23 protein-coding genes are annotated in these 22,240 nt (G+C 36.8%); 10 read left to right on the top strand and 13 right to left on the bottom strand.

What is annotated here, in order from left to right; translation table 11 throughout:
* The first annotated feature begins 213 nt into the window (after window positions 1-213).
* From FW781_RS02695 to FW781_RS02660, 8 genes are all read left to right on the top strand, one after another.
* Window positions 214-546, top strand: a complete 333-nt coding sequence (locus FW781_RS02695; protein WP_149385999.1) for a single-stranded DNA-binding protein — start codon at window positions 214-216, stop codon at window positions 544-546.
* 14 nt (window positions 547-560) lie between these two features.
* Window positions 561-1,016: an HRDC domain-containing protein gene (locus FW781_RS02690; protein ID WP_228720123.1), complete on the top strand. Its 456-nt coding sequence runs from the start codon at window positions 561-563 to the stop codon at window positions 1,014-1,016.
* A 122-nt stretch (window positions 1,017-1,138) separates the two neighbouring features.
* A complete protein-coding gene (gene hisS, locus FW781_RS02685; protein ID WP_149385998.1) occupies window positions 1,139-2,491 on the top strand; it encodes a histidine--tRNA ligase in 1,353 nt (450 codons plus the stop codon).
* A 222-nt stretch (window positions 2,492-2,713) separates the two neighbouring features.
* On the top strand, window positions 2,714-3,577 hold the full coding sequence (locus FW781_RS02680; RefSeq protein ID WP_149387349.1) for a PH domain-containing protein: 864 nt from the start codon (window positions 2,714-2,716) through the stop codon (window positions 3,575-3,577).
* A 10-nt stretch (window positions 3,578-3,587) separates the two neighbouring features.
* Window positions 3,588-4,433: a PH domain-containing protein gene (locus tag FW781_RS02675; protein WP_149387348.1), complete on the top strand. Its 846-nt coding sequence runs from the start codon at window positions 3,588-3,590 to the stop codon at window positions 4,431-4,433.
* A gap of 21 nt (window positions 4,434-4,454) precedes the next feature.
* Window positions 4,455-5,102: a GNAT family N-acetyltransferase gene (locus FW781_RS02670; protein ID WP_149385997.1), complete on the top strand. Its 648-nt coding sequence runs from the start codon at window positions 4,455-4,457 to the stop codon at window positions 5,100-5,102.
* A gap of 65 nt (window positions 5,103-5,167) precedes the next feature.
* Window positions 5,168-5,704, top strand: coding sequence for a PH domain-containing protein (locus FW781_RS02665; protein ID WP_149387347.1), 537 nt, complete (start codon window positions 5,168-5,170; stop codon window positions 5,702-5,704).
* 57 nt (window positions 5,705-5,761) lie between these two features.
* The gene (locus FW781_RS02660) at window positions 5,762-6,553 is read left to right on the top strand and encodes a class I SAM-dependent methyltransferase (protein ID WP_149385996.1); all 792 of its coding nucleotides are present in this window, start codon (window positions 5,762-5,764) and stop codon (window positions 6,551-6,553) included.
* A 94-nt stretch (window positions 6,554-6,647) separates the two neighbouring features.
* Here FW781_RS02660 and FW781_RS02655 read toward each other — a convergent pair whose 3' ends face one another.
* From FW781_RS02655 to FW781_RS02640, 4 genes are all read right to left on the bottom strand, one after another.
* Window positions 6,648-6,884, bottom strand: coding sequence for a YtxH domain-containing protein (locus FW781_RS02655; protein ID WP_149385995.1), 237 nt, complete (start codon window positions 6,882-6,884; stop codon window positions 6,648-6,650).
* Between the two features lie 99 nt (window positions 6,885-6,983).
* Window positions 6,984-7,826, bottom strand: a complete 843-nt coding sequence (locus tag FW781_RS02650) for an isoaspartyl peptidase/L-asparaginase (protein ID WP_149385994.1) — start codon at window positions 7,824-7,826, stop codon at window positions 6,984-6,986.
* Window positions 7,827-7,875: 49 nt separating this feature from the next.
* On the bottom strand, window positions 7,876-8,364 hold the full coding sequence (locus FW781_RS02645) for a hypothetical protein (protein WP_149385993.1): 489 nt from the start codon (window positions 8,362-8,364) through the stop codon (window positions 7,876-7,878).
* Window positions 8,365-8,403: 39 nt separating this feature from the next.
* Window positions 8,404-9,294 carry a cyanophycinase gene (locus tag FW781_RS02640; RefSeq protein WP_047374335.1) on the bottom strand — a complete coding sequence of 297 codons (891 nt, stop codon included), beginning with the start codon at window positions 9,292-9,294 and terminating at the stop codon, window positions 8,404-8,406.
* Window positions 9,295-9,492: 198 nt separating this feature from the next.
* Between FW781_RS02640 and cphA the strand changes: the two genes are divergently transcribed.
* Entirely contained in the window at window positions 9,493-12,123 is a 2,631-nt protein-coding gene (gene cphA / locus FW781_RS02635) for a cyanophycin synthetase (RefSeq protein WP_149385992.1), read from the top strand.
* 168 nt (window positions 12,124-12,291) lie between these two features.
* Window positions 12,292-12,444, top strand: coding sequence for a bacteriocin-like protein (locus FW781_RS22280; RefSeq protein WP_167498851.1), 153 nt, complete (start codon window positions 12,292-12,294; stop codon window positions 12,442-12,444).
* 342 nt (window positions 12,445-12,786) lie between these two features.
* Here the strand turns inward: FW781_RS22280 and FW781_RS02630 are convergent, their stop codons facing one another.
* From FW781_RS02630 to FW781_RS02595, 9 genes are all read right to left on the bottom strand, one after another.
* Complete coding sequence (locus FW781_RS02630; protein ID WP_149385991.1) at window positions 12,787-13,965, bottom strand: hypothetical protein; 1,179 nt, start codon at window positions 13,963-13,965, stop codon at window positions 12,787-12,789.
* A gap of 185 nt (window positions 13,966-14,150) precedes the next feature.
* Window positions 14,151-14,984, bottom strand: a complete 834-nt coding sequence (locus FW781_RS02625) for a type 1 glutamine amidotransferase (RefSeq protein ID WP_149385990.1) — start codon at window positions 14,982-14,984, stop codon at window positions 14,151-14,153.
* A 33-nt stretch (window positions 14,985-15,017) separates the two neighbouring features.
* Window positions 15,018-16,136, bottom strand: coding sequence for a carboxylate-amine ligase (locus FW781_RS02620; protein WP_149385989.1), 1,119 nt, complete (start codon window positions 16,134-16,136; stop codon window positions 15,018-15,020).
* Between the two features lie 29 nt (window positions 16,137-16,165).
* On the bottom strand, window positions 16,166-17,119 hold the full coding sequence (locus FW781_RS02615) for an ATP-grasp domain-containing protein (RefSeq protein ID WP_149385988.1): 954 nt from the start codon (window positions 17,117-17,119) through the stop codon (window positions 16,166-16,168).
* Between the two features lie 55 nt (window positions 17,120-17,174).
* Window positions 17,175-17,888: an alpha/beta hydrolase-fold protein gene (locus FW781_RS02610; protein ID WP_149385987.1), complete on the bottom strand. Its 714-nt coding sequence runs from the start codon at window positions 17,886-17,888 to the stop codon at window positions 17,175-17,177.
* 126 nt (window positions 17,889-18,014) lie between these two features.
* Complete coding sequence (locus FW781_RS22275; RefSeq protein WP_172625646.1) at window positions 18,015-18,185, bottom strand: hypothetical protein; 171 nt, start codon at window positions 18,183-18,185, stop codon at window positions 18,015-18,017.
* A gap of 3 nt (window positions 18,186-18,188) precedes the next feature.
* The gene (locus tag FW781_RS02605) at window positions 18,189-19,403 is read right to left on the bottom strand and encodes an ATP-grasp domain-containing protein (protein ID WP_149385986.1); all 1,215 of its coding nucleotides are present in this window, start codon (window positions 19,401-19,403) and stop codon (window positions 18,189-18,191) included.
* A 141-nt stretch (window positions 19,404-19,544) separates the two neighbouring features.
* The gene (locus tag FW781_RS02600) at window positions 19,545-20,960 is read right to left on the bottom strand and encodes a leucyl aminopeptidase family protein (RefSeq protein WP_149385985.1); all 1,416 of its coding nucleotides are present in this window, start codon (window positions 20,958-20,960) and stop codon (window positions 19,545-19,547) included.
* A 91-nt stretch (window positions 20,961-21,051) separates the two neighbouring features.
* On the bottom strand, window positions 21,052-22,173 hold the full coding sequence (locus FW781_RS02595; RefSeq protein WP_149385984.1) for an alpha/beta hydrolase-fold protein: 1,122 nt from the start codon (window positions 22,171-22,173) through the stop codon (window positions 21,052-21,054).
* Window positions 22,174-22,240: the final 67 nt, after the last annotated feature.

Genomic DNA, 22,240 nt, shown 5'->3' with positions numbered 1-22,240 from the left:
TTAAAAGTGACGATTATTTTTTTTTTAAGCTTAATAAACATTGTTTTTACAGAATTCTATTTATTTTATTATCCATTTACAAACGACTACAAACGGATTTAAATAGTTTATAACCGACTGAGAATTGATAACATCGCAATCTTTGCAACAGAGATTTGAGAAAAACAGTGAACGTCTCTTATCTGAATTATTAATCTTTAAAATCTAAAAGTTATGTCACTAAGAAACAAAGTAACATTAATTGGTTACACAGGAAAAGAAGTTGAAATGGTAAACTTCGATAACGGAAATGTAAAAGCAAGTGTATCCTTGGCAACAAGTGATCATTACACGAATGCCAAAGGAGAAAAAGTAGAAGAAACGCAATGGCACAATCTTATTGCTTTTGGGAAAACAGCCGAAATTTTTGAGAAGTATGTTTCCAAGGGAAAAGAAATTGCCATAGAGGGAAAGCTTATCTATAGATCCTATGATGACAAAGACGGGGTGAAGCGCTATATCACAGAAATTCGCGTAGACGAGATCCTGTTATTAGGAGGGAAATAATTCTAAAAACACAAATGATGAAAGTAAAAGTTTTTAAAATAAGACTTCCGGAAGAATTTCTCTATATAGATCAGAAAATGCTGGATGATTTCCTGGAAGCCAATGAGATTATGAAAGTAGAAACAGCTTTTGTAAGTGATGAGCGGTATTGGTCTGTAATATTGTATTTTGAAGATTTGAAACTCACCAAAAATACAGTTAAAGAACCCAAAGCAATTAAATATTCTGCAGAGAATGATTTCCTGAATGCAGATGAAGAAAAGATATTGGATGCACTGAAGCTTTGGCGGTCTGAAAAAGCCCGGGAACAGAATCTTCCTACCTATTTCATCGCCAGCAATAAAGAGCTGATGTCTGTAGCCAAGTATAAACCAGCCAGAAAAGAAGAATTGCTGGAGATCAAAGGGTTTGGGAAGCATAAGATTGAAAATTATGGTGAAGAAATTCTTGAGATTCTTGAAAGCGTCTGATTTTTCAGAATAATTGATTACACAACAGCAAAAAGCTGGGGAAGATTGTTTCTTCAGCTTTTATGCTGTGTAAAGTCCATGCAATTCCGTACTTTTGTATTTATCAAAATGACATATAAAAAATGAAGCCAAGTTTAGCAAAAGGGACGAGAGATTTTACGGCACAGGAAGTTTCCAGAAGAAAATATATCATCAATATTCTACAGAATAATTTTGAATTATTCGGATTTCAGCCATTGGAAACTCCAAGTTTTGAAAATCTTTCTACATTGACAGGGAAGTACGGAGAAGAAGGAGACCGTTTGATCTTTAAGATTTTAAATTCAGGAGATTATACTTCTGAAGTTAATCAGGAAGACTGGGACAATAAAAACCATCAGAAACTTGTTTCTCAAATTTCAGAAAAAGCTCTTCGTTATGACCTTACCGTACCTTTTGCAAGATTTGTAGCTATGAATCATGGGAAACTGACATTTCCATTCAAACGTTCCCAGATCCAGCCGGTTTGGAGAGCTGACAGGCCTCAGAAAGGAAGATACAGAGAATTTTATCAGTGTGATGCAGATGTGGTAGGAAGTGAAAGCTTATTACAGGAAGTAGAGCTGGTTCAGTTATACTTAAAATCATTTGCTGATCTGAAAGTTCCTGTTACGATTCATATGAACAACAGAAAGATCCTTTCCGGATTGGCAGAATATGCAGGAATTACTGATAAACTTATTGACTTTACTGTAGCATTAGATAAACTGGATAAGATTGGTAAAGAAGGCGTGGTTAAAGAACTACTGGAAAGAGAAATTTCTCAGGAATCTATTGATAAGCTGGATTTCCTGTTCAGCCAGTCTGACGATGCGTTGGAAAACCTTCTTCAACTGAAAGAAAAATTTGCAGGAAATGAAATTGGTCTGAAAGGAGTAGAAGAACTTGAGTATGTTCTTACACAGTCTCTGAGTCTTGGTGTTGATATGCAAAACCTTGTATTCAATATTACCCTGGCAAGAGGACTGGATTATTATACTGGTGCTATCTTTGAAGTAAAAGCAGATGAGGTTGCTATGGGATCTATCGGCGGTGGAGGCAGATATGATAACCTTACAGAAGTCTTTGGAGTTAAAAATATTCCGGGGATAGGAATTTCATTCGGACTAGACAGAATTTATCTGGTAATGGAGGAATTGAATCTTTTCCCTGAAGAAGCATCATCCAAAATTGAATATTTGTTTGCCAATGCTGGAGGAGAAGAAACAATAGAAGCCTTAAAACTGATCATGCAGCTAAGAGCAAAAGGAATTTCAGCAGAATTATATCCTGAAAATGCAAAAATCAATAAGCAGTTTACTTACGCAGAAAAGAAAGGGATAAAAAATATGGTTTTCCTGGGTGAAGAAGAAATTAAAAATAACACCGTTACTTATAAAGATCTTGAAGCCGGTGAAAAGAAAACCGTTTCTCTGGAAGAATTCTTAGGAGTATAACATTTTACAAATCACCCAATAGATTGTCATCTGATGTTGGGATATATAAAAGAAAAATCAGCCACAAAAACTTTTTTGTGGCTGATTTTTTTGATTGACGTTAAGATTTAAATATTTTTGATCCTTAAAATCAACTCAGAATTTGTAATTTGGATTGATGTATATAAGCAGAGTGAAAATTATGCTCTATATCCATTAAAAAACTTTTAAACATAAAACCAGATGAACTCCATTTGCGCATTGTGCGGAACACCACTAACGGCAACAGATATGGCTGTAGGCAAAAATAAACTTGCTGACGGTGGTTATTTGTGTGCCGGATGCTTTACTAAAGCCGTTACTATCAACAGAGACCTTATCCATAATCTTGATCAGTTTTATTTTGCAGAAATTACAGGAATGATTCTGAAAAGCAAAATTGATGCGACCCAAAATACCGGAGACTCTCAATATGCAGGAAATAAACATTACGGATATGATGCACCAACAAGGCTGGATGAAATAAAAGATCAAATTGTTGCTCTTAATGCAAGACTCAGTGTTCTTGCTAATGAAGAAGTGAATGAACTGGCTAATATTCTGGACAAAGATGAAAAATTGCTGGCTATTGCGGAAGGAATTGATCTTCAAAACAACAGGGAAGGGATTATATTTTCAACACAGAAAAGGGTAGCTTTTATTGATAAAAAGTTTCTGGGTGGAGTTGCAAAGAACGAATTTCCCCTTCAGGATATCTCTTCCATTGATCATGTTGAAAACCTTTTGTATTCAATTCTGCAAATCAATTCCTATAAAGGTAATGCACAGTTTAAACTGCATAATAAAAACGATGGAAGGGCATTTTCCAGTGTCAAAAACAGAGGTACAGCTTATTCTGAAAACGAATTGAGAAGGGATTCAGGTCCATTGCAGGCATTTTCCCAAACAATTCCGGATCTGGTTCAGGAAAATGTTTATACTACTGATACAGGAGATTCCGGAGCGGTTTTTGAGCAGCTGGAAAAACTGGGTAAACTCAGAGAGACCGGAATACTGACAGAGGCTGAATTTGCCGAACAAAAGAAAAAATTGCTTGATAAATTATAAAAGAGAAAAAATGAGTAATAATTGTGCATTGTGTAAAGCAGAATTGACCTCCATGGATACACTTTTGGGAGCTAATAAGCTTTCAGATGGAAATGTTTTATGCAACAAATGTTTGAATCAAACAAGCAATATCAATGAAGAATTGCTGTACAATCTTAATAAATTTAGTATTGATGATATTAATGAAATGCTGAAAACAGAGAATACAGAACCTGTTCCGCCAGTAGCAGTAGTAAACCAAGTTCTTCCCGTAACGATAGATTCTGATTCAGGCCAAATTTCAAAAGAAGTTTATAAAAGGAGACAACGCAAAATAAAATTTGAGCTGGAGAAGCTGAATGCCCATCTTTCCATGTTTACCAAAGGAGAGATCAAAGAACTGCCTTATCTGATTTCTGAAGAGGAACAAATAATTGCCATTACAGATGCTCAGTTTGTCAATACATTGGATGCTGGAGTATTGGTAGCAACCCCAAAAAGAATGATTTCTGTATCAAAAGGAATGTTTGGTGCAGCAAAGATTAATGATTATCGTAATGAAACCATACAATCGGTAAGCTTTGTAACAGATCCGAGATCTCCGATCATTAAACTGCATTTGGACGAAAGAGTAGTTGAGTTTGAATGCTATATGGATAAGGAAGATGCAGAGAAGTTCTATGACACCATAAAAGCCATGTATAATAATCCTAAGGAACAATCTCCGAAACAAATTAATTCTGCAAGCAAAAGTGTTTCAGTGTCATCAGAAGAAATTTTTAATCAGCTTGAAAAATTAGGAAAGCTGAGAGAAAGTGGAATCTTGACTGATGCAGAATTTGCAGAGCAGAAAAAGAAACTGCTGGAGCAATTATAATAAAACGTTTAATAGTGAATCATGAAGGACAGAGTATCAGTAGAAATCGTAGAAAATTGGCTTAAGGGATGGTGTCTCTCAAGAGAAGTATCTTTTCCTGTTCAGTATAAATCCGGATTCCACGTGATGGTAGGAGATGAAACACAAAAAGAACGTTTTGTATTTCCTCAACTTAATGATGATTTTTTCCAGCTTGCAGATTCAATTGACGAGCCCTGGGTTTATCTCAAAGTATCTGCTTCTCCTGAAGAATTTGAAGGAAAAATCCCTGAAAGATGGAAACTGCAGGCACAGGGATATATGATGACCTGTTTCCACCCGATGAATTTCCCGGAAATCAGCCTTGCAGAAGGGTATCACTTAGAATTTTCTGAGTACAACACAACTTTTGTTGTCAGGATTGTAGCAGAGAATGGTGAACAGGCTTCTATAGGCCGTGTCTCTCTTATAAATACTGTTGCAGTATACGATAGGATTATTACTGAAAAAAATCATCAAAGGAAAGGTCTTGCTTCTTTTTTATTGAAAGAACTTGAGAAGATCGCTTTGTCAAAAGGATTTTCAAAAAATCTTTTAGTGGCAACAGAAGAAGGGAAGCTGCTGTATGAAACATTAGGCTGGAAGGTGTACTGCCTGCACAGCTCTATTGTAATTCCATCTGAAACTTAATATTTTAGTCAAATTAAATTATTCTTTTCCCAAGAAATAGTAATTTAGGCTCATAAACTGTTACTATGAGTGAAAAATCAAGACTTGACGAAATAAGAGAAGAACTTAAAAAACTGGATATCAGCCCTACCATATTTGCCAGAAAAGAAATTCATGAGCTGCCGGATATTCTTTCAGCAGACGAAAAAATTGTCTATCTCGTTGAAGGCAGAAATAAAATAAACAATCATCATATTATTCTAGTAGCTACAGACAGAAGATTAATTTTTGTAGATAAGGAATTTATGTACGGGTTGAAAGTAGAAGACTTTTCTTACAGCAAAATAAGCTCAATACAATATGAAACAGCATTTTTACTGGCTTCTATAGATATTCAGGTTACAGATGATGTTGTAGAGATTGATGGAGTAGGAAAGTACCATGCAGAGCTGTTTTGTGAAAAGGTAAGAGAATTCATGTCCCGTCCGGAAGAACATATTCAGAGCAAATCTGAACCCAGTGTTTTAGATCAGCTCGAACAGCTGGGAAGGTTAAAAGAATCCGGAGTTTTAAATGAAGAAGAATTTCTTGAACAAAAGAAAAAACTGATGGGGAAATTATGATCAATAGTAGAGAAGCTTTAATAAAAAGCAGGACTAACATTATTTTAAGCTAAAACAATGGAAAATTACTTAGAAATAAATAAAAAATCATGGAATGCTAAAGTAGAACCGCATCTGAAGTCGGATTTCTACTTTGTAGATGAATTTTTAAAAGGAAGAACTTCTCTGAATACAATAGAATTGGAGCTTCTTGGAGATATAAAAGGAAAGACTATTCTTCACCTGCAATGCCATTTCGGACAGGATTCTATTTCTCTGTCAAGAATGGGGGCAAAAGTTACCGGAATTGATCTTTCTGATAATGCCATTGATGCTGCCAGAGATCTTGCCCAGAAATGCGGAACGGATACAGAATTTATCTGTTCAGATGTCTATGATCTGCCTAATATTCTGGATCAGAAATTTGATATCGTTTATACAAGTTATGGCACAATAGGCTGGCTTCCCGATCTTGAAAAATGGGCGGGTATTATCCACCACTTTTTAAAGCCTGGTGGACAGTTTATTATGGCAGAATTTCACCCGGTTGTTTGGATGTTTGATGATGACTTTACAAAAGTGGCTTACAATTATTTTAATGAAAAACCGATTGTAGAAACCTATGAAGGAACTTATGCGGATCAGTCTGCACCCATTGTACAGGAATACGTAATGTGGAATCATTCATTATCAGAAGTTCTCGATAATCTGATTAAAAAAGATTTAAACCTGAATACTTTCCGTGAGTTCGACTGGTCGCCATATCCTTGCTTCAGACATGTAGATGAATTTGAAAAAGGAAAATGGAGAATTCCTCAGTTTGGAAATAAAATACCACTGGTCTTTGCTTTGGCAGCCCAGAAAAAATAAATATTAACTGAAATTTTTCTATAATAAAAAGTCATCGTAATATTGATTTACGATGACTTTTCCTATATATGAATGTTAAAAAAACTGCTTTTATTTAGCTTAAAGAATCTTCAGCCTTTGTCTTTGCTTCGTCCACTTTAGTCTGAACTTGGGAAGCAACATCATTGGCTTTTGTTTTAAGGTCATTTCCCCATTTGTTAAGATTATCTTTCGCTGTATTGATTTTATCTTTTACTGCCTGTTGATCTTCAGGGCTTGAATTCTTATATTTCCAATAAGCTAATGCACCTAAACCTAATAAAGCTAATAAGCCTTTTGCTTTGTTTCCCATGATTTCTATTTTTTTATGTATTAATATTAAAATTTGTTGTTATTAATAATGTAAAATACGTGCCAAAAAAATAACCGGACTTATAAAAAAATGTTAAATTTAAGAGAAGACTTCAAAATTTTCGCCATCAAAACTGGCGAAAACCATAGTAGGATAGGAGTCCTGATGATAGATATTGCCATTCTTATCAATAGCAATAGCACCTGCAAACCCATCAATGGTTTTAAGTTCATCAAATGTTTTGCTAAAAGCCTGCTGAAGACTCATTCCATCTGTAACCCGTGTTACAATTTTTGTAGCAGTAGCATTGCTTACAATATCTTCTCCCACACCAGTACAGCTCACAGCACAAAAGGCGTTGGCATAATTTCCGGCCACTGTGGCAGAATCTGAAATCCTTCCCGGAATCTCAAAACCTTTTCCGCCTGTAGACGTAGCAACAGCCAGTTTTCCATCCTGATCAATCGCTACACACCCTACTGTGCCTTTACCTCCGTTGGCCAATTTGGCTTCATATTCACTTCTTCTCTGAGGAATTTCTGTAGAAAAATTTTCAAAGCCATGTTCCACAGCATAGATTTTTGCGCCATGACCTCCCAAAACCCGGTCATCTTCTCCAATAAGATCTCTAGCAACCAAAATAGGGTTCTTCACATCCTGGATATTGATCACTCCGCTTAGTCTTTGAGTTTCTCCGTTCATAATAGCAGCACTCATACGGATAACACCATCACTCTGGATCTGAGAACCGATTCCCGCATTATATAACGGATCGTCCTCCAGCAATGATACGGCATAAGCAACGGTATCAAAAGCCGAATGGGTCTTAAGATAAGCAAATGCTTTTTGAGCAATCTCTTGTAAAGAATTCTGTTTTGCAGTTTTTACTTCATGGCTTTGGTCGCTTTCTGAGAAAAAACCTCCGTGGATAATGAGCTTCATAAATAAAGTTTAGTTTTATTTTTTTAATTGTTAATTTCTTTAGATACAATTAGTAGGGTATTGAAGTCCTTTTAAAATGAACCATCAATTCATGACAAAGTTTTGAAATACTTTCTACATTATGCTTTTCTACAATGATAAGTTGTAACTCATCAGAATAGCTGTCTGCAAGCTCAATAACTTCCAGCGGCGGATCTTCCTGATTAAGAATCGGCTGCAGCCACTTAAAATAATCATCTGCATATCGTATTCCTATTGGAAAATCTCCAATTATAGTATTGAGACTTTCATCAATAAGTTCATGAATTTCATCTATTTTATCACCTCGGATTAGAAAATCAAAAAGTTCATTAGTCACCGAAAATTCAAATGCACCGTCTTCATTACTTTCAATAACCCATTCTGCATCATTATCTTTTATATATTGGGCCGGATTTGCATAGCATGAAGAACAGTTTGAAATAATTTCTTCTTTATTTTCCACATCATAACCTTCCAGAAGAAGGGTAATCAATTGTTCAATTTTTTCTTCTTTCATTTAGTTTTATTTTCAACTAAAGTAAGAATTACTTTTGAGTTATTTATCCTGAGGTATCGGATTAAACTGAGAATTCTCAATCGTTAATGTCTTCGTGGTAAGATCATAGTGATCATTCATAGACATGACATGTACTGTTAAATTATCAATCGAAATAGGCTCCCCAAGATTAATATTCGTAAGATTGGTATCTTTAATAAATCTTCCGTCCACCAGAATAACAAGACCTGAACCTACAGCTGTCATCACATCATTATGAATAAAAAGTCCTGTATCTTCTCCCAGTCCAATTCCCAGCGTTCTCGGATTATTGACTACCGCCTGGAAAAGACGCCCGATTCTGCCACGCTGTACAAAGTGTGTATCAATAATGACATTATCAATTAAACCTAATCCCTGAGTGGTTTTGATTTCTCCTTTTAAAAGTGCTTCAGAGCTGCTTCCCTGGTAGATCATATTCTCGGATGCCGCTGCAGCTCCCGCTGAAGTTCCGGAATAAATAAAATCCTGTTCCTGGTATTTTAACAGAATTGTATCATGAAATCTTGTTCCTCCAAGAATAGAGGTGAGTCTCAGCTGATCACCTCCGGTAAACATCATGACATCAGCAGCATTGGCTCTTGCCACCATCGCATCAGAATTGGCTTCTTCACGGTTATGGATATCCAGAACATTTACATTTTTAGCACCCAGAAATTCAAATGCCTTTTTGTATTCAGAACCTACAATCTGTGGGATTTGAGAGGCGGTTGTTACAATTTCAATAACAGAATCTTCCTTGAGTTTAGATTCGTTGATGATCTTCCTTAAGATCCCACGCTCAAAAAAATTAAGATTCTTTTCGATATTCTGATCATAATCGGTTTCCGCAAAACTTCCTTTGTTTACAGCTCCTCCGATAACTATTAATTTTCCAACAGGCTTCGTCATGGTACAAAATTAAAAAATAATTCACATTCATTGGCTAATTTCGTGCCATCTTTCGTTGATTTTTAATGTTTTAGGAATGTTAATTAAAATTAATTTTTTTTTAACGAATCTTTAAATGTGGTATAGTTTCGTTTAGGGTTTTACATTATCTTTGGCTATGAAAGGAGTTATTGTTAACTGTTAAAATGCCAATAGACTATGAAAATCGAAAAGATTCAGGCACTACGCGGTCCAAACATCTGGAGCATCAGAAGAAAGAAGCTGATACAGATGAGGTTAGACTTAGAAGAAATGGAGAATTATCCTACCAATAAAATCGAAGGATTCAGGGAAAGGATTGAAAAATTAATACCCTCATTGATTACCCATCGTTGCTCGGAAGGAGTGGAAGGTGGTTTTTTTCATAGAGTGGAAACCGGAACATGGATGGGGCATGTGATAGAGCATATCGCTTTGGAAATACAGACCCTGGCAGGAATGGATGTGGGGTTTGGCAGAACCCGGGAAACGAAAACCCCGGGCGTGTATAATGTGGTTTTCAATTATATTGAAGAAAATGCGGGAATTTACGCTGCTGAAGAAGCAACGAAGATTGCAGAAGCCCTGATAGAAGGAAAGGACTATGATTTAAATGCCTGTATTCATAGATTAAAAGAAATCAGAGAACGTGTCCGTCTTGGACCTTCTACGGGAAGTATTGTAGAAGAAGCTGCTTCCAGAAAAATTCCCTGGATCAGATTGGGAACAAATTCTCTTGTACAATTGGGGTATGGGGTAAATCAGCAGAGATTTCAGGCTACCATTACCGGAAAAACAAGTTCTATTGCTGTTGATATCGCATGTAATAAAGAATTAACGAAAAGAATGCTTCATGATGCGGCTATTCCGGTGCCGATTGGTGATTTGGTGGTAGACGAGGAAGGATTGGACGCTGTAATCAGAAAAATTGGCTACCCGATTGTTTTAAAACCTTTGGATGGAAATCACGGAAAAGGCTCCTCAATTAATGTCAACGAATGGGAATCTGCTAAAATAGGTCTGGAACATGCCCAGAAATATTCCAGAAAAGTAATCGTTGAAAAATATATCACAGGCTACGATTTCCGTATACTGGTGATTAATAATAAGATGGTGGCAGCGGCAAGAAGAGTTCCTGCCCATGTTGTAGGAGATGGCGAACTGAATCTTCAGCAGCTTATTGAGAAAGAAAACAAAGACCCAAGAAGAGGTTATGGCCATGAAAATGTCCTTACTGAGATTGAAGTAGATAAAGATACATTGGAACTTCTTGAAAAGCTTCAATATACGCTGGAAACTATTCCTCAAAGGGGAGAGGTGGTCTATCTGAAATCAACGGCGAATCTCTCAACCGGAGGAACATCCATTGATGTAACAGATATGGTACATCCGGAAAATATCACAATGGCGGAAAGGATCTCCAAAATTATCGGATTGGATGTATGCGGTATTGATGTAATGGCGGAAAATTTAACTCAGCCTTTAAAAGAAAGCGGCGGAGCTATTATTGAAGTCAATGCAGCACCTGGGTTCAGAATGCACCTGGCCCCAAGTGAAGGACTGCCAAGAAATGTAGCGGCACCGGTGGTTGATATGCTTTACCCGCAAGGGAAACCTTTTACCATTCCAATTATTGCCGTAACGGGGACTAACGGGAAAACAACAACTACAAGACTTATTTCACATATTGTAAAAAGCAATGGTTACAGAGTAGGATTTACCACTTCGGACGGGATTTACATTCAAAATACAATGTTGTCAAAAGGAGATACAACAGGACCGCTTTCTGCAGAATTTATCCTGAAAGATCCAACGGTAGAATTTGCAGTACTGGAAACTGCCAGAGGAGGAATTTTACGTTCCGGGCTTGGTTTCTCACAATGTGATATCGGAGTTCTGACCAATATTGAGGAAGATCACTTGGGAATGAATGATGTTCACAGCTTAAGAGATCTTACCAAAGTAAAACGTGTCGTACTGGATAGTGTTAAAAAGAGTGGCTGGAGTGTATTGAATGCCGATAATGAATATTCTATGAAGATCGTGAATGATCTTGATTGTAATGTGGCTATTTTCAGTATGGATGAAAACAATCCTCATATCGTAAAATTTGCGAAAGAAGGAAAAATCACCTGCGTGTATGAAGAAGGATTTGTCACTATTAAAAAAGGAGACTGGAAAATCAGAATAGGAAAAGCCAAAGACTTCCCGATCACCATGGAAGGAAAGGCCCGGTTTATGATTGAAAACGTACTGGCAGCTAGTTTAGCGAGCTATCTTTATGGTTTCGGGATTGAGGATATTTCCAATTCTTTGAGAACATTTATTCCAAGTGCTCAGCTTACGCCGGGGAGACTGAATGTCTTTAAATTCAAAAATTTTAAAGTACTGATCGATTTCGCTCATAATCCTTCAGGATACGAAGCCATTGAAGACTATCTGAAAAACGTGGAGTCAACAAAGAAAATCGGAATTATTTCCGGTGTTGGAGACAGAAGAGATAACGATATCAGAGAGTGCGGAAAGATTGCGGGAAGAATGTTTGATTATATTATCATCCGAAATGAAAAGCATCTTCGTGGAAGAACAGAAGATGAAATCAACGGATTGATTATTGATGGTATTAACGCTGCAGGCAGAGATGTCAGCTATGAGATCATTCCTAAAGAAATTGAAGCATTAAAACATGCTATGGGAATGGCTGAAGAAGGAACGTTTATCACGGCTTTAAGTGATGTTATTTCCAATGCCATTGATCTGGTACAGGAGTATCAGACCAAAGAGTTGTTGGAAGATGATAAAAACGTGTAAGTACATATTTATACAACTTATTAAAATTGCAATACGGAATTAATAAAACGTATTGCAATTTTATTGGACATTTTTCTGTTTATGAAAATCCTTAACAGATATTTTTTTATGTTAAATCTCTAATTGGAGAATAATTATTATATTTGATTCTAAACTAAAATCAAAACCATGAAAAATTTAAAGAAAATCTCTAAGGAGAAATTAAGAAGTATCAACGGAAAAGGTGGATGCCCTCCAGGTTGGCGTGATTGCCCTATGCCGTGGGGCGATGATAAAGTATGTATCCCGCATGACAACCAAATGGCATGTCCAGATTTATAAAAACGATCCCTCGCTAAGAGGGATCGTTTGTTATTGTATTTCAAAGTTTACCTTTAAACATTTCCATCCGAGCTTTTTGAGCTTCTTTCCAGGTTATATTGTTTTCTGATCAACTTTTATACTAAAGATATTCATAGATGATTACAAGAATAAGATAAAAACAAAACCTCCGGAATTTCGGAGGTTTTGTTTTTTATTAGCTTTCCCAGGTTTTCTTTATGTTCTGCATCTTTTTAAGAAAATACAAAGGAATGAGTTCTAATCTGATCGTTGGAATGGTAAATGGAATAATGACCATCATAATGAGGCAAATCGCAATGTATTATTAGTTTTATACGTTGTCTATCCAAAAAAAGCATTCGAACTTCCAATCCAGATGGCATCCTTTTTATTGAAGTCTACATTTACCATTGCTGCTTTGGTCATTCTCCCCAAATTTTCCAATAAAATAGGGCGTTCGTCATTTTCCCGCCAAATATACAACAAACGGATCTCTGCTTTTGAAAAATCTCCGTTGATATCTTCAAAAATAGGCTCATAATACACTTTTCTCTGCAAAATATAGTTTTCCTTATCCTCAATAGAGTCTGTAATTTCCTTCGTAGGATTTAAATTGACTCCACTTCCTGCGAATGAAAATAAAGGTTTTAATACAAAATTTTCAAGGTTTTCATTTTCCGGGAATTCATGTAGAAAATAGCTCTTTGGAACAAACTGATGCTTCAGTAAAGGCAAAAGGAACTTTGAAATTTTAAAGAACCAATTGGGGTGCGTGATCCATTTTACATCTACTTCTTCACGGAAATCAAATTCTGTGGTAAGATCCGGAATGTTGTCCAGCTCGTCAAATATAACGCGGTTGTAGATTCTTTTAATTTCTATAAGCCTTCCGTTATTTTCATAATACAGCTTTTTACCCTCTTTCTTTACTTTGGTAAGGCATACTGTTTTTATTCCTAATAATTTCTCTGTTAAAACAAAATCAATAGCTGTTTTCTGTTTTTCCGGAAAAATTTCAAGCAGAATTACATTTTCAGGATTTTCATCTCCAACAATCAGTTCTTTCAAATAGTTTTTAAAGGTTTCATGCGGCATAGGATTTCTGATCTCCGAAAGAAAAGGATAGACTTCACAATATGTTTCCTCATATACTTTCTGGAAAGCGTACAAAGAAGGAAATGCCTGAAGCTCGATTAGCTGAGGTTCTATTGTACCATCTTCGCTTTTGCAGACTCCAAAATCTATCGTGAAAAAATGAGGCTGGTCCGTATCATTGGGCACTCTGCAGTTATCAGGGATAGCTTTCCGAAGTGTTTCTGCAGGCATGGCCTTAATCTGGCTGATAATACTTTCGCTGGCATCAATAAGCTTACTCTCAAATTCTTTAGTCAGGAACATAGGGCTTTCTGAAACTCTGAAAGCAGGTGCTGTACCTCCTTTTTCTGCCAGTATATTTTTTAATTGATTGTACTTTTCATCCGAAAACTCCTGATTATACTGTTTTCTGTATTTTGGAATCATATTTTTTTTCTTTGTGATGTTAAAAAAATCGAACATTTCTGTCCGATTGTTATATTATAGTAGAGAGCTGGGAGAGGGAAGTTCTTAAATATGGAATTATTTATCGTGTCAGTTCATGAATAAAAGGATATTCAGTAGTCTTAACTGATAATAACTTCCAGCATCCTTCTTCCAGCTTCCAGCCTTTAAACCAAAGATTCAGCTTCTTTCAAAATGTTTTTTTTTGCAAACTGAAGAAATCTCGGAAGGATCTGATGTCTGGTCAGAATGATTTTATCTTCATCATCTATTCTATCGATAGTCTCAAGATATTTTTCCATACCGAAATTTTCGATCATGGCCTCTCTGTTTTTTTCGTCTTTCAGGTTTTCAATTAAAGATTCAGGATTGGCTTCAGGGTGAAACTGTGTTCCGAATATCTCTTCTGAAAAACGAACCGCCATTACCGCTCTTTCCAGATTGATATGAGGACGGAACTTCTCAATCGCCATGATGGTCATTCCAAGTTCATCAAAACGGTCATGATCAGGCTCGATAAACTGATACGCTCTGGAATCTACTGCATAAAAAGGATCCTGAAGATTTTTGAATAAAAACTCCTCCTGGCCTTCCTCTGTTTTATGAACGGGCATTACTCCAAAGGAATAAGACTTTCTTTTGCAGATATTACCCAGGTTCCAGTGAATACTCGCCAGTTGAAATGAATGGCAGATCAGGAAAAGGTATTTTTTATCTTCGCTGTATTTATTATGTTCAAAAACAGAATCTAAAAAACGGGAAAATCTGTCTTCCCAGGCAAGACCTTCACGATGTGGGTTTCCCGGACCTCCTGAAGAAATGAAAATATCAAAGTCTCCGATCTCGGGCATTTCATCTTTAAATCTCACATCAAACGTCTTGATGACAACATTTTCTTCAGAGTTCTGCTGAAATGCTTCGGAAATTTCTTTAATGTTTCTAAAACCTTGATTCACATGATTGTTGTTCATGTCCAGCAGAGCAATTCGAATATCTTTCATTACATCATATTTTTTGTAAAGTTACCAAAAATATTATGAAGCAGTTTCACCATGTGTTATGCCATACTCCGTTTCAGAGATCATATAATCAACCACTTTCGTGAGATCCCCTGTTTCCTTAAAGATCTGAAGCTGTCTGTCTGCACCGGTTCCGTTTTCAAGAATTTTCCAGGCATATTCCACTTCATGGCGGCATCCCAAATCGTCTACCACATCATCAATAAACTCTAAAAGCTCTTTCAGTAAGTGAGGATAGGGAACAGATTCTTCTTTTCCGAAATCAATGAGATGAGCTTCAATACCACTTTTGGAAGCTCGCCATTTGTTTTCGTTCAAAAGGAGTCTTCTGTAGCTTCTGAAGCTCAGATTTTGCTGGTGAAGTTTATAGATCTTGGCAACGAGACTCTGCATGATAGCAGCAAGGCATACTGTTTCATCAATTCTCAGCGGCATATCACAGATTCTGAATTCAATCGTAGGGTAGAACGGATGTACACGCAGATCCCACCAGATTTTCTTGGCATTGTCGATGGTTCCTGTTTTCACAAGAAGATCTACATAGCTGTCGAATTCTGCCAGAGAGTTAAAATAACTCGGAATTCCGGTTCTAGGGAATTTTACAAAGATTTCCTGTCTGTAAGATTTAAACCCGGTGTATCTTCCTATCCAGAATGGTGAATTGGTAGAAAGAGCATATACGTGGGGAAGAAAATAACGCATTACATTCTGAATTCTTACTCCTTCTTCACGATTAGGAATTCCAATGTGGACGTGCAGTCCGAAAATAAGGTTTTCACGGGCTACATCTCCCATGTCGTCCACGATCTTGATGTATCTTTCTCCCTGTGTGATATTGTTATCTGACCAATGTGAAAAAGGGTGAGTGCCTCCTCCGGAAACGCGAAGCCCCTGCTCGTGAGCGATGTTGATAAGATGGCGTCTTAAATTCGTCAATTCTGCTCTGGCTTCCTGAATATTCTGGCAGATTCCTGTTTCCATTTCAATCATGGATTCGTGCATTTCGTGTTTTAAATTTTCACTTAAAACCGCTTTGCCACCCTCAATGATCTTTGAAACGTGAGAAACCAGATCTCTGCTTTCTACATCAATGATCTGATATTCTTCTTCAATTCCAATAGTAAACTGATGCATTTTTATTGTGTTTTTTATTTTTTTCAATGTTATTTTATGGAATCTTTCACAAAGGTTCCCCAAGTAATATTAGGTTTCCCAGGAACATATTCTTTAGCTTTTTCTATAGCCAGTTTTGCAGCGTGTTCTATAATCCATGCGAAATTTTCTTCTCCCACAGAATTTCGGTCTGCATCCGGAGCCGGGTTACAGAAGTCAATGGCATAAGGAATACCGTCTCTTACTGCAAACTCTACGGTATTGAAATCATACCCTAACGCTTCATTCATGGTAATGGTATAATCATGAATAGTTTTCAGCAGTTTTTCAAGTTCTTCACCTTGTGTCTGATGAGTTGTTGCATATCTCAGGTGAGGAGCATTTCTGGGCTCATAAGGCATGATGTGGACATATTTTCTGCCCAGGCAGTACACCCTGTAATAATCATCAAAGATAATTTCTTCCTGTACCATCATTACAAGTTGTTCCGTTTCTCCCAGTTTGTTCCATAGATCATCCGGGTTTTCCACTCTATACACATTTTTCCAGCCACCACCATCGTGAGGTTTCATGTATGCCGGAAAGCCTACATAATTAAAGATATATTCCCAGTCGTGCGGAAATTTCAGGTTTCTGAATGAGGTTTCAGAAGTATTGTCCGGTCTTTCGTGTGACGGAAGCAGAACGGTCTTAGGAAGCGGAATTCCAAGTTTAGACATCAGGGCATTGTTGAAAAACTTCTCATCAGAGCTCCACCAAAACGGATTGTTGATTACATAAGTCCCATTGAGTGCAGCATTCTTCAGATAAGCTCTGTAAAAGGGAACGTCTTGTGAAATTCTGTCGATGATTACCGCATAACCATAATCTGCACCCTGTTCTAATTTATCAATGGTAACGGGTTCAGCGATGATCTCTCCACCTCCCAGTTCATTCACTTTGTCTATAAATGCCCAGGGAAAGGTGTCTTCCATACCGAAAAGAATTCCTACTTTTTTTGTCATAATTTTTGTTTTTAAGATGGGTGTATATTTTTTTCTATTTGTTTTTTATTGTTTTTTAGGAGAAAAATGCTCCTATAAAGGTTGGGAAGACCATTCTCCACAGCGGCCAGTCATGGCCTATCCATTTTCTTTCGTCGTACCAGAAGTCGATTCCCTTCAGCCTTAAAATTTCGGCCATTTCAACATTTTTTTCTTTACAGATATCCTGATCAGAAGTACTGAGTACAATGTGCATGTGTTTGTATTTCCAGGCTTCATCATTTTTTACGAACTCCCTCGGACAGTTGAAGTATACCATTTCATCAGAATAGCCATCCATGAAATTCCTTATACTGAACGCTCCGGAAAGACAAAACAGATGGGAAACCACATCGGGAAACCTGAATGCAAAATTGGCCGCGTGATATCCTCCAAAACTTGCTCCGGCTACTGCTACACGATGGGTTTTATGAAGTTTCTGAATATAGGGAACGAATTCCTGGATCAGAAACTGTATATATCGTTCATAGTTTCTTATTCTTTGCTGAGGAGATATTTTGTCATCATAAAAACTCCAGCTGTCAATTGTCTGGACATTGTAAAGCTTTACTTTTCCCTGTTCTATAAACCAGTTGATACTTCCGTTAAGATGAAAATCATGATTCTGGGTGTATTGTCCCTGGGAAGTAGGAAACATGATAATAGGGTGGCCGTAATGCCCGGTCACTTCTACCTTGAGACTTGTTCCCAATATATTTGAGTAATATTCTGTATGTTCTATGTGAGGCATTTTTCTTTGTTTAATTCTTATATTAATTTGATAAATTCAATTCCTCCAAGCTGATCTTTTTCTAAAATATCCAGTACGATTGTCCCTGATTCTGGATGTTCCAGGATAATATTTTTCTTTAAAAATCTATTTTGAACCCGGTTTGTTGGCATGAGTAGAATCAATAAACTGATAGTACACTTTGCTTTGCCATTTTCCGGAATTGATGTTCTCTAAATTACGTTTTACAATAGATTCTTCTGGCAGATTGTATATTATGTATTCAATAATATTTTGAATGTCAATATCAGAATTCATAATTTATGAGCTGAGCTTGTTGCTTTTTGGGGGAAGAATATTCAGCATATCCGCATGAATCATTTCTGCTGCAGAATCCAGTCTGTCCTGTACAACGGAGGCCTCGTCGGATTTGTAAACAATCCCGACGTGATAATCTATCGGAAGGAATTTTACAACCTCTTCGCATTCAAAATTGCTGTAATCCGGCTCTTTATCTTTAATAAGAGCAACAATCAGTCCTGAGTAGTATCCTGTAGGTGGTGAAACACTGTAATCATTTCCTCTCAGAAGAGCATCTTCAATTTTAGCCCATTCTCTCCAGATATTAATGCCGCTTGAGGCCTCTACCAGATCCGGAATATGAGCACCGCCAACCCTTGATGAGGTTTCAAGGAAATACCATTTTCCATCTTCTTTTCCTCTGATAAATTCTGTATGGGTTGCACCATTGATTAATCCAAAATTGGAAAGTACTCTGGCGTTAATTTCTTCCAATGCCTTAAATTCCTCAGAATATCTTCCTAAAGTTTTGGATCTGAATACTCCGCCTTCATGGGAAACCTGCATAGGAGGGGCAAGGTATTTTGAGGCAGAAGTGAATATAATTTTTTTATTAAAAGTAAGGCTGTCCACATGATAAACGTCTCCGGGTTTAAAACTTTCCAGTAAAAAAAGATGACGTTCTTCTCCCAGTGTCTCCAGTGCCTCATAAAGTTGTTCCTTGGAAGTTATTTTTTTAATTCCTGATGCTGATGCTTCAGAACGGGGCTTTAGCACCCATGGTGCAGGAACACGGTCTGTAAATTCATTAACTTCATTGTCATTGAATACAGCTGTAAATTCGGGAACGCTGATTTCTGAATCTTTTGCCTTCTGGCGCATAGCCAGTTTATCCCTGAAATATCGGTGTGTAGTCTGTCCCATTCCCGGAATACGGAATGTTTCCCTGATTAATGCAGCTTTTTCTACATCATAATCATCTAATGCCACTACAGCATCTACTTTTCTGGTTTTCATCAGGTGGGAAAATCCCTGAATCAGATGCTCCAGATTCCATACGGATGGCTTGAGTTCCGGCATATAAAATACCTCATCAATTGCATGCCATGGCCAGTTTTTTTCTTTAAGATTTTCAGAGGTTACTAAGATGATTTTATTGCCGAGATTCTTCATTTCGTCCATAAAATCGTAGCCTTTGTAATAGCACGAAATACACACAATAGTTTTCTTCTCCATATAATGTTTTTTAATATTTAGTGAATTTTCAAAAATAAAAGCATTTGTTTATTGTTTTATTAATATCAAAAAATGCAATATCGTGCGTTTTTGAAAATTCACTAATCAATTATACAGAGTTTTTTTGTAAAAAACTAATTTTTAATGATAATTTTCAATTAAATTCACAAGGAGTTGAACCCCAAAACCAGTTGCTGCTTTTTCCTTAGCATAACCTACACTTCCGAAGGCTACTCCGGCAATATCCAGATGAGCCCATTTAGGGTGGTTTTCAATGAATTGCTCTAAGAATTTGGCTGCAATAATGCAGTCTCCAACAGGCTTCAGGGAAATATTTTTCATATCGGCTACATCAGACTGGATATCATCTTTCCAGACATCCCATAACGGTAGATTCCATACTCGCTGATTGGTTTGATCTCCGGTTTTTATCAGATTATTTTTCAGTTCCTCATTATTGGAAAACATTGCAGCACAAGTGTCTCCAAACATGCGTACAGAACTTCCCGTTAAAGTAGCAAGGTCAATCAGAAAATCTGTTTTGTAGTTTTTGGAAAGATAAGATAATCCGTCGGCAAGGATCAAACGGCCTTCGGCATCGGTATCAAGTACTTCAATGGTTTTTCCGTTATAGGCTGTGATCACATCACTCGGAAGCAGGGCTTTTTCTGAAACAGCATTATCGGTAATAGGAAGAACAGCAATAATATTCACAGGAAGCTGCATTTCTGCAGCATAAATTAAAGTTCCCAAAACAGCTGTAGCCCCTCCCATATCAGATTTCATATAATGCAGATTGGCAGAGCTTTTTATTGATATTCCTCCTGTATCAAACAAAATACATTTTCCTACCAGTCCGAAAGTCCTGGCATTTTTAACCGTAGTTTTATATTCTAAAATAGTGAAAGCTGCATCATAAGCGCTTCCCTGATTGACTGATAGATAAGCGCCTAATCCAAGCTCTTCACATTTTTTCCTGTTAAACACCGTGTATTTCAATTCGTGCTTTTTTGCCAGATTTTTAAGATATGCACTTAAAATATCCGGTTTTTTAAGATTGGCAGGTTTGTTGAGCCAATCCTGGCAGGCAGTCTGACCATTAATAAGGGCTTCCGTTTTCTGACTGATGTGATCTAGCTTTTTCTGGCTTAAATTTTCAAAATGCAATTCAAATTTTACATTCCAGAAAGCATGTTTTTTATCAAAAGGATAGTTGTAAGTTCCAGCTAAAAGTCCTTTTACAAATTCCTCAAATTGTTTTTCATTCATGAAATCTGCCAGAGCCAGCGTAGGAACTGCCTGCAGTTTTTCTTTCTGTGTTTGTGAGAATTTGGCTGCAACCTGCTGGATTTCGAAATTCTGTACCGTAGATTTTCCTAATCCGATGAAATAGGTAATTCCTTCTTCATGGGCATTGATGAAAACTTCATACTTCTTTCCTGTAAAAAAAGTAGCGATATTTTTGTTGAAATTTTTACTGGATTTTACCCATTCTTCTTCTGTAAATAAGTGAAAAATCTGAGTGTAATTTTTGTTTTTTTTATTAATTAGTTTCATAAATAGATGTTATATTTTTCTAAAACCATATGCAAATCGCTCTTCATTTGTTATTGTCTCTCTGAAAACCTTCTTCAGCGGTTTTGCAAGCTTAGTTTTTAATGCTTTGTTGTTGTGGTTTTACTTCTACAGGGTTTTCTGTATTATCGTAGAATAGCCATTCAATGGCTCTTGGAAACTCCTGTGACCAGTAAAATTCATTATGGGTTCCTTCAGGATTGATATTGGTCTTAAACTCAAAATCAAAAAGCTTTTTCTCTTCCCATCTTTTCAGATATTCTTCAAAAATATGAATTCTTTTGACCATTTTAGATCCTTCCTGGCCGCCTCCATAGAGATAAATTTTTGTTTTAAAAGGAACCCGGAAATTCATCATCGGAAAGTTGTTGTTGGGCTCTACCCAAAGCGAAGGAGAAAAGATCAATAATTTGGAATAGACTTCAGGATAAAGAAACCCACTGTATATACTGATGAGTGCACCCAATGAACTGCCTCCGATTCCGGTATTGTCACGGTCTTTTTTTGTTCTGTAATTTTCATCCACAAAAGGTTTTAAGGTATCTGCAATAAAGCGGATGTATTTTTTTCCCTCGGAACCGTTGGCTACATGGTCATTGTCGAAAATATATTCTTTAATTCTTTCCTCGCTGCCATGTTCTATCGCAATGATGATAAGGTCACCACGGCCATATTCTGCAAGGATAGACAGCTTCTTGTCAATTTCCCAGTTTCCGAAGCCGCTTCCTTCATTGAATAAGTTTTGGGCGTCCTGAAGATATAAAACAGGATATCGCTTGTCCGTTGTATGATAATCGTAGGGAAGCAGTGCCCAGACTTTCCGGTGGCGGTCAAGCTGCGGGATATAAAAATTTTCGGAAATTACTTCAGCAATAGGATAATATTCTTCTTTGAACGGCCCCCAGTTTAATCTCCATTTTTTTACAGTATCCGAAGTTTCACCGGCTGCTTTTTTTACTTTTCGGTTGGGTGTGATATTTCCATATTCATCCAGCTCCACATTCTCCCAACCTCCTTTTGTGAATTTATAGTCAATTTCTTCGGGAAGAATCTGATCTTCAATTTCTATAAAGTAATTGGAGGGATCAATTTGTTTAAGCTGAAAGTTATAGTCTTTAGGATTCCAGCTGTTGAAATTTCCGGTAATAAATACTGTTCTGTCGTCTTTTTCTTCGGTATAAAGTTCAAACCTCATCGTGTGTGTTTAATAATGTTGATGATAAATTTATAAAAAAAGATTGTTTTGAAATCATAAAAATGTG

The organism is Chryseobacterium panacisoli (assembly GCF_008274625.1).
Classification (GTDB): Bacteria; Bacteroidota; Bacteroidia; order Flavobacteriales; family Weeksellaceae; genus Chryseobacterium; species Chryseobacterium panacisoli.
The sequence above is the reverse complement of the archived record's forward strand: the minus strand, read 5'-3'. Positions and strand labels throughout refer to the sequence as shown.

What these genes read in the sequence shown, in the direction of transcription:
- FW781_RS02605 (WP_149385986.1), bottom strand. Translation starts at nt 19,403, where the DNA reads ATGGAGAAGAAAACTATTGTGTGTATTTCGTGCTATTACAAAGGCTAC.
- FW781_RS02655 (WP_149385995.1), bottom strand. Translation starts at nt 6,884, where the DNA reads ATGGGAAACAAAGCAAAAGGCTTATTAGCTTTATTAGGTTTAGGTGCA.
- FW781_RS02665 (WP_149387347.1), top strand. Translation starts at nt 5,168, where the DNA reads ATGAGTGAAAAATCAAGACTTGACGAAATAAGAGAAGAACTTAAAAAA.
- FW781_RS22275 (WP_172625646.1), bottom strand. Translation starts at nt 18,185, where the DNA reads ATGAATTCTGATATTGACATTCAAAATATTATTGAATACATAATATAC.
- FW781_RS02640 (WP_047374335.1), bottom strand. Translation starts at nt 9,294, where the DNA reads ATGACGAAGCCTGTTGGAAAATTAATAGTTATCGGAGGAGCTGTAAAC.
- hisS (WP_149385998.1), top strand. Translation starts at nt 1,139, where the DNA reads ATGAAGCCAAGTTTAGCAAAAGGGACGAGAGATTTTACGGCACAGGAA.
- FW781_RS02660 (WP_149385996.1), top strand. Translation starts at nt 5,762, where the DNA reads ATGGAAAATTACTTAGAAATAAATAAAAAATCATGGAATGCTAAAGTA.
- FW781_RS02610 (WP_149385987.1), bottom strand. Translation starts at nt 17,888, where the DNA reads ATGCCTCACATAGAACATACAGAATATTACTCAAATATATTGGGAACA.
- FW781_RS02600 (WP_149385985.1), bottom strand. Translation starts at nt 20,960, where the DNA reads ATGAAACTAATTAATAAAAAAAACAAAAATTACACTCAGATTTTTCAC.
- FW781_RS02620 (WP_149385989.1), bottom strand. Translation starts at nt 16,136, where the DNA reads ATGCATCAGTTTACTATTGGAATTGAAGAAGAATATCAGATCATTGAT.
- FW781_RS02695 (WP_149385999.1), top strand. Translation starts at nt 214, where the DNA reads ATGTCACTAAGAAACAAAGTAACATTAATTGGTTACACAGGAAAAGAA.
- FW781_RS02675 (WP_149387348.1), top strand. Translation starts at nt 3,588, where the DNA reads ATGAGTAATAATTGTGCATTGTGTAAAGCAGAATTGACCTCCATGGAT.
- FW781_RS02670 (WP_149385997.1), top strand. Translation starts at nt 4,455, where the DNA reads ATGAAGGACAGAGTATCAGTAGAAATCGTAGAAAATTGGCTTAAGGGA.
- FW781_RS02680 (WP_149387349.1), top strand. Translation starts at nt 2,714, where the DNA reads ATGAACTCCATTTGCGCATTGTGCGGAACACCACTAACGGCAACAGAT.
- FW781_RS02615 (WP_149385988.1), bottom strand. Translation starts at nt 17,119, where the DNA reads ATGACAAAAAAAGTAGGAATTCTTTTCGGTATGGAAGACACCTTTCCC.
- FW781_RS02645 (WP_149385993.1), bottom strand. Translation starts at nt 8,364, where the DNA reads ATGAAAGAAGAAAAAATTGAACAATTGATTACCCTTCTTCTGGAAGGT.
- FW781_RS02630 (WP_149385991.1), bottom strand. Translation starts at nt 13,965, where the DNA reads ATGATTCCAAAATACAGAAAACAGTATAATCAGGAGTTTTCGGATGAA.
- FW781_RS02625 (WP_149385990.1), bottom strand. Translation starts at nt 14,984, where the DNA reads ATGAAAGATATTCGAATTGCTCTGCTGGACATGAACAACAATCATGTG.
- FW781_RS02595 (WP_149385984.1), bottom strand. Translation starts at nt 22,173, where the DNA reads ATGAGGTTTGAACTTTATACCGAAGAAAAAGACGACAGAACAGTATTT.
- FW781_RS22280 (WP_167498851.1), top strand. Translation starts at nt 12,292, where the DNA reads ATGAAAAATTTAAAGAAAATCTCTAAGGAGAAATTAAGAAGTATCAAC.
- FW781_RS02650 (WP_149385994.1), bottom strand. Translation starts at nt 7,826, where the DNA reads ATGAAGCTCATTATCCACGGAGGTTTTTTCTCAGAAAGCGACCAAAGC.
- cphA (WP_149385992.1), top strand. Translation starts at nt 9,493, where the DNA reads ATGAAAATCGAAAAGATTCAGGCACTACGCGGTCCAAACATCTGGAGC.
- FW781_RS02690 (WP_228720123.1), top strand. Translation starts at nt 561, where the DNA reads ATGATGAAAGTAAAAGTTTTTAAAATAAGACTTCCGGAAGAATTTCTC.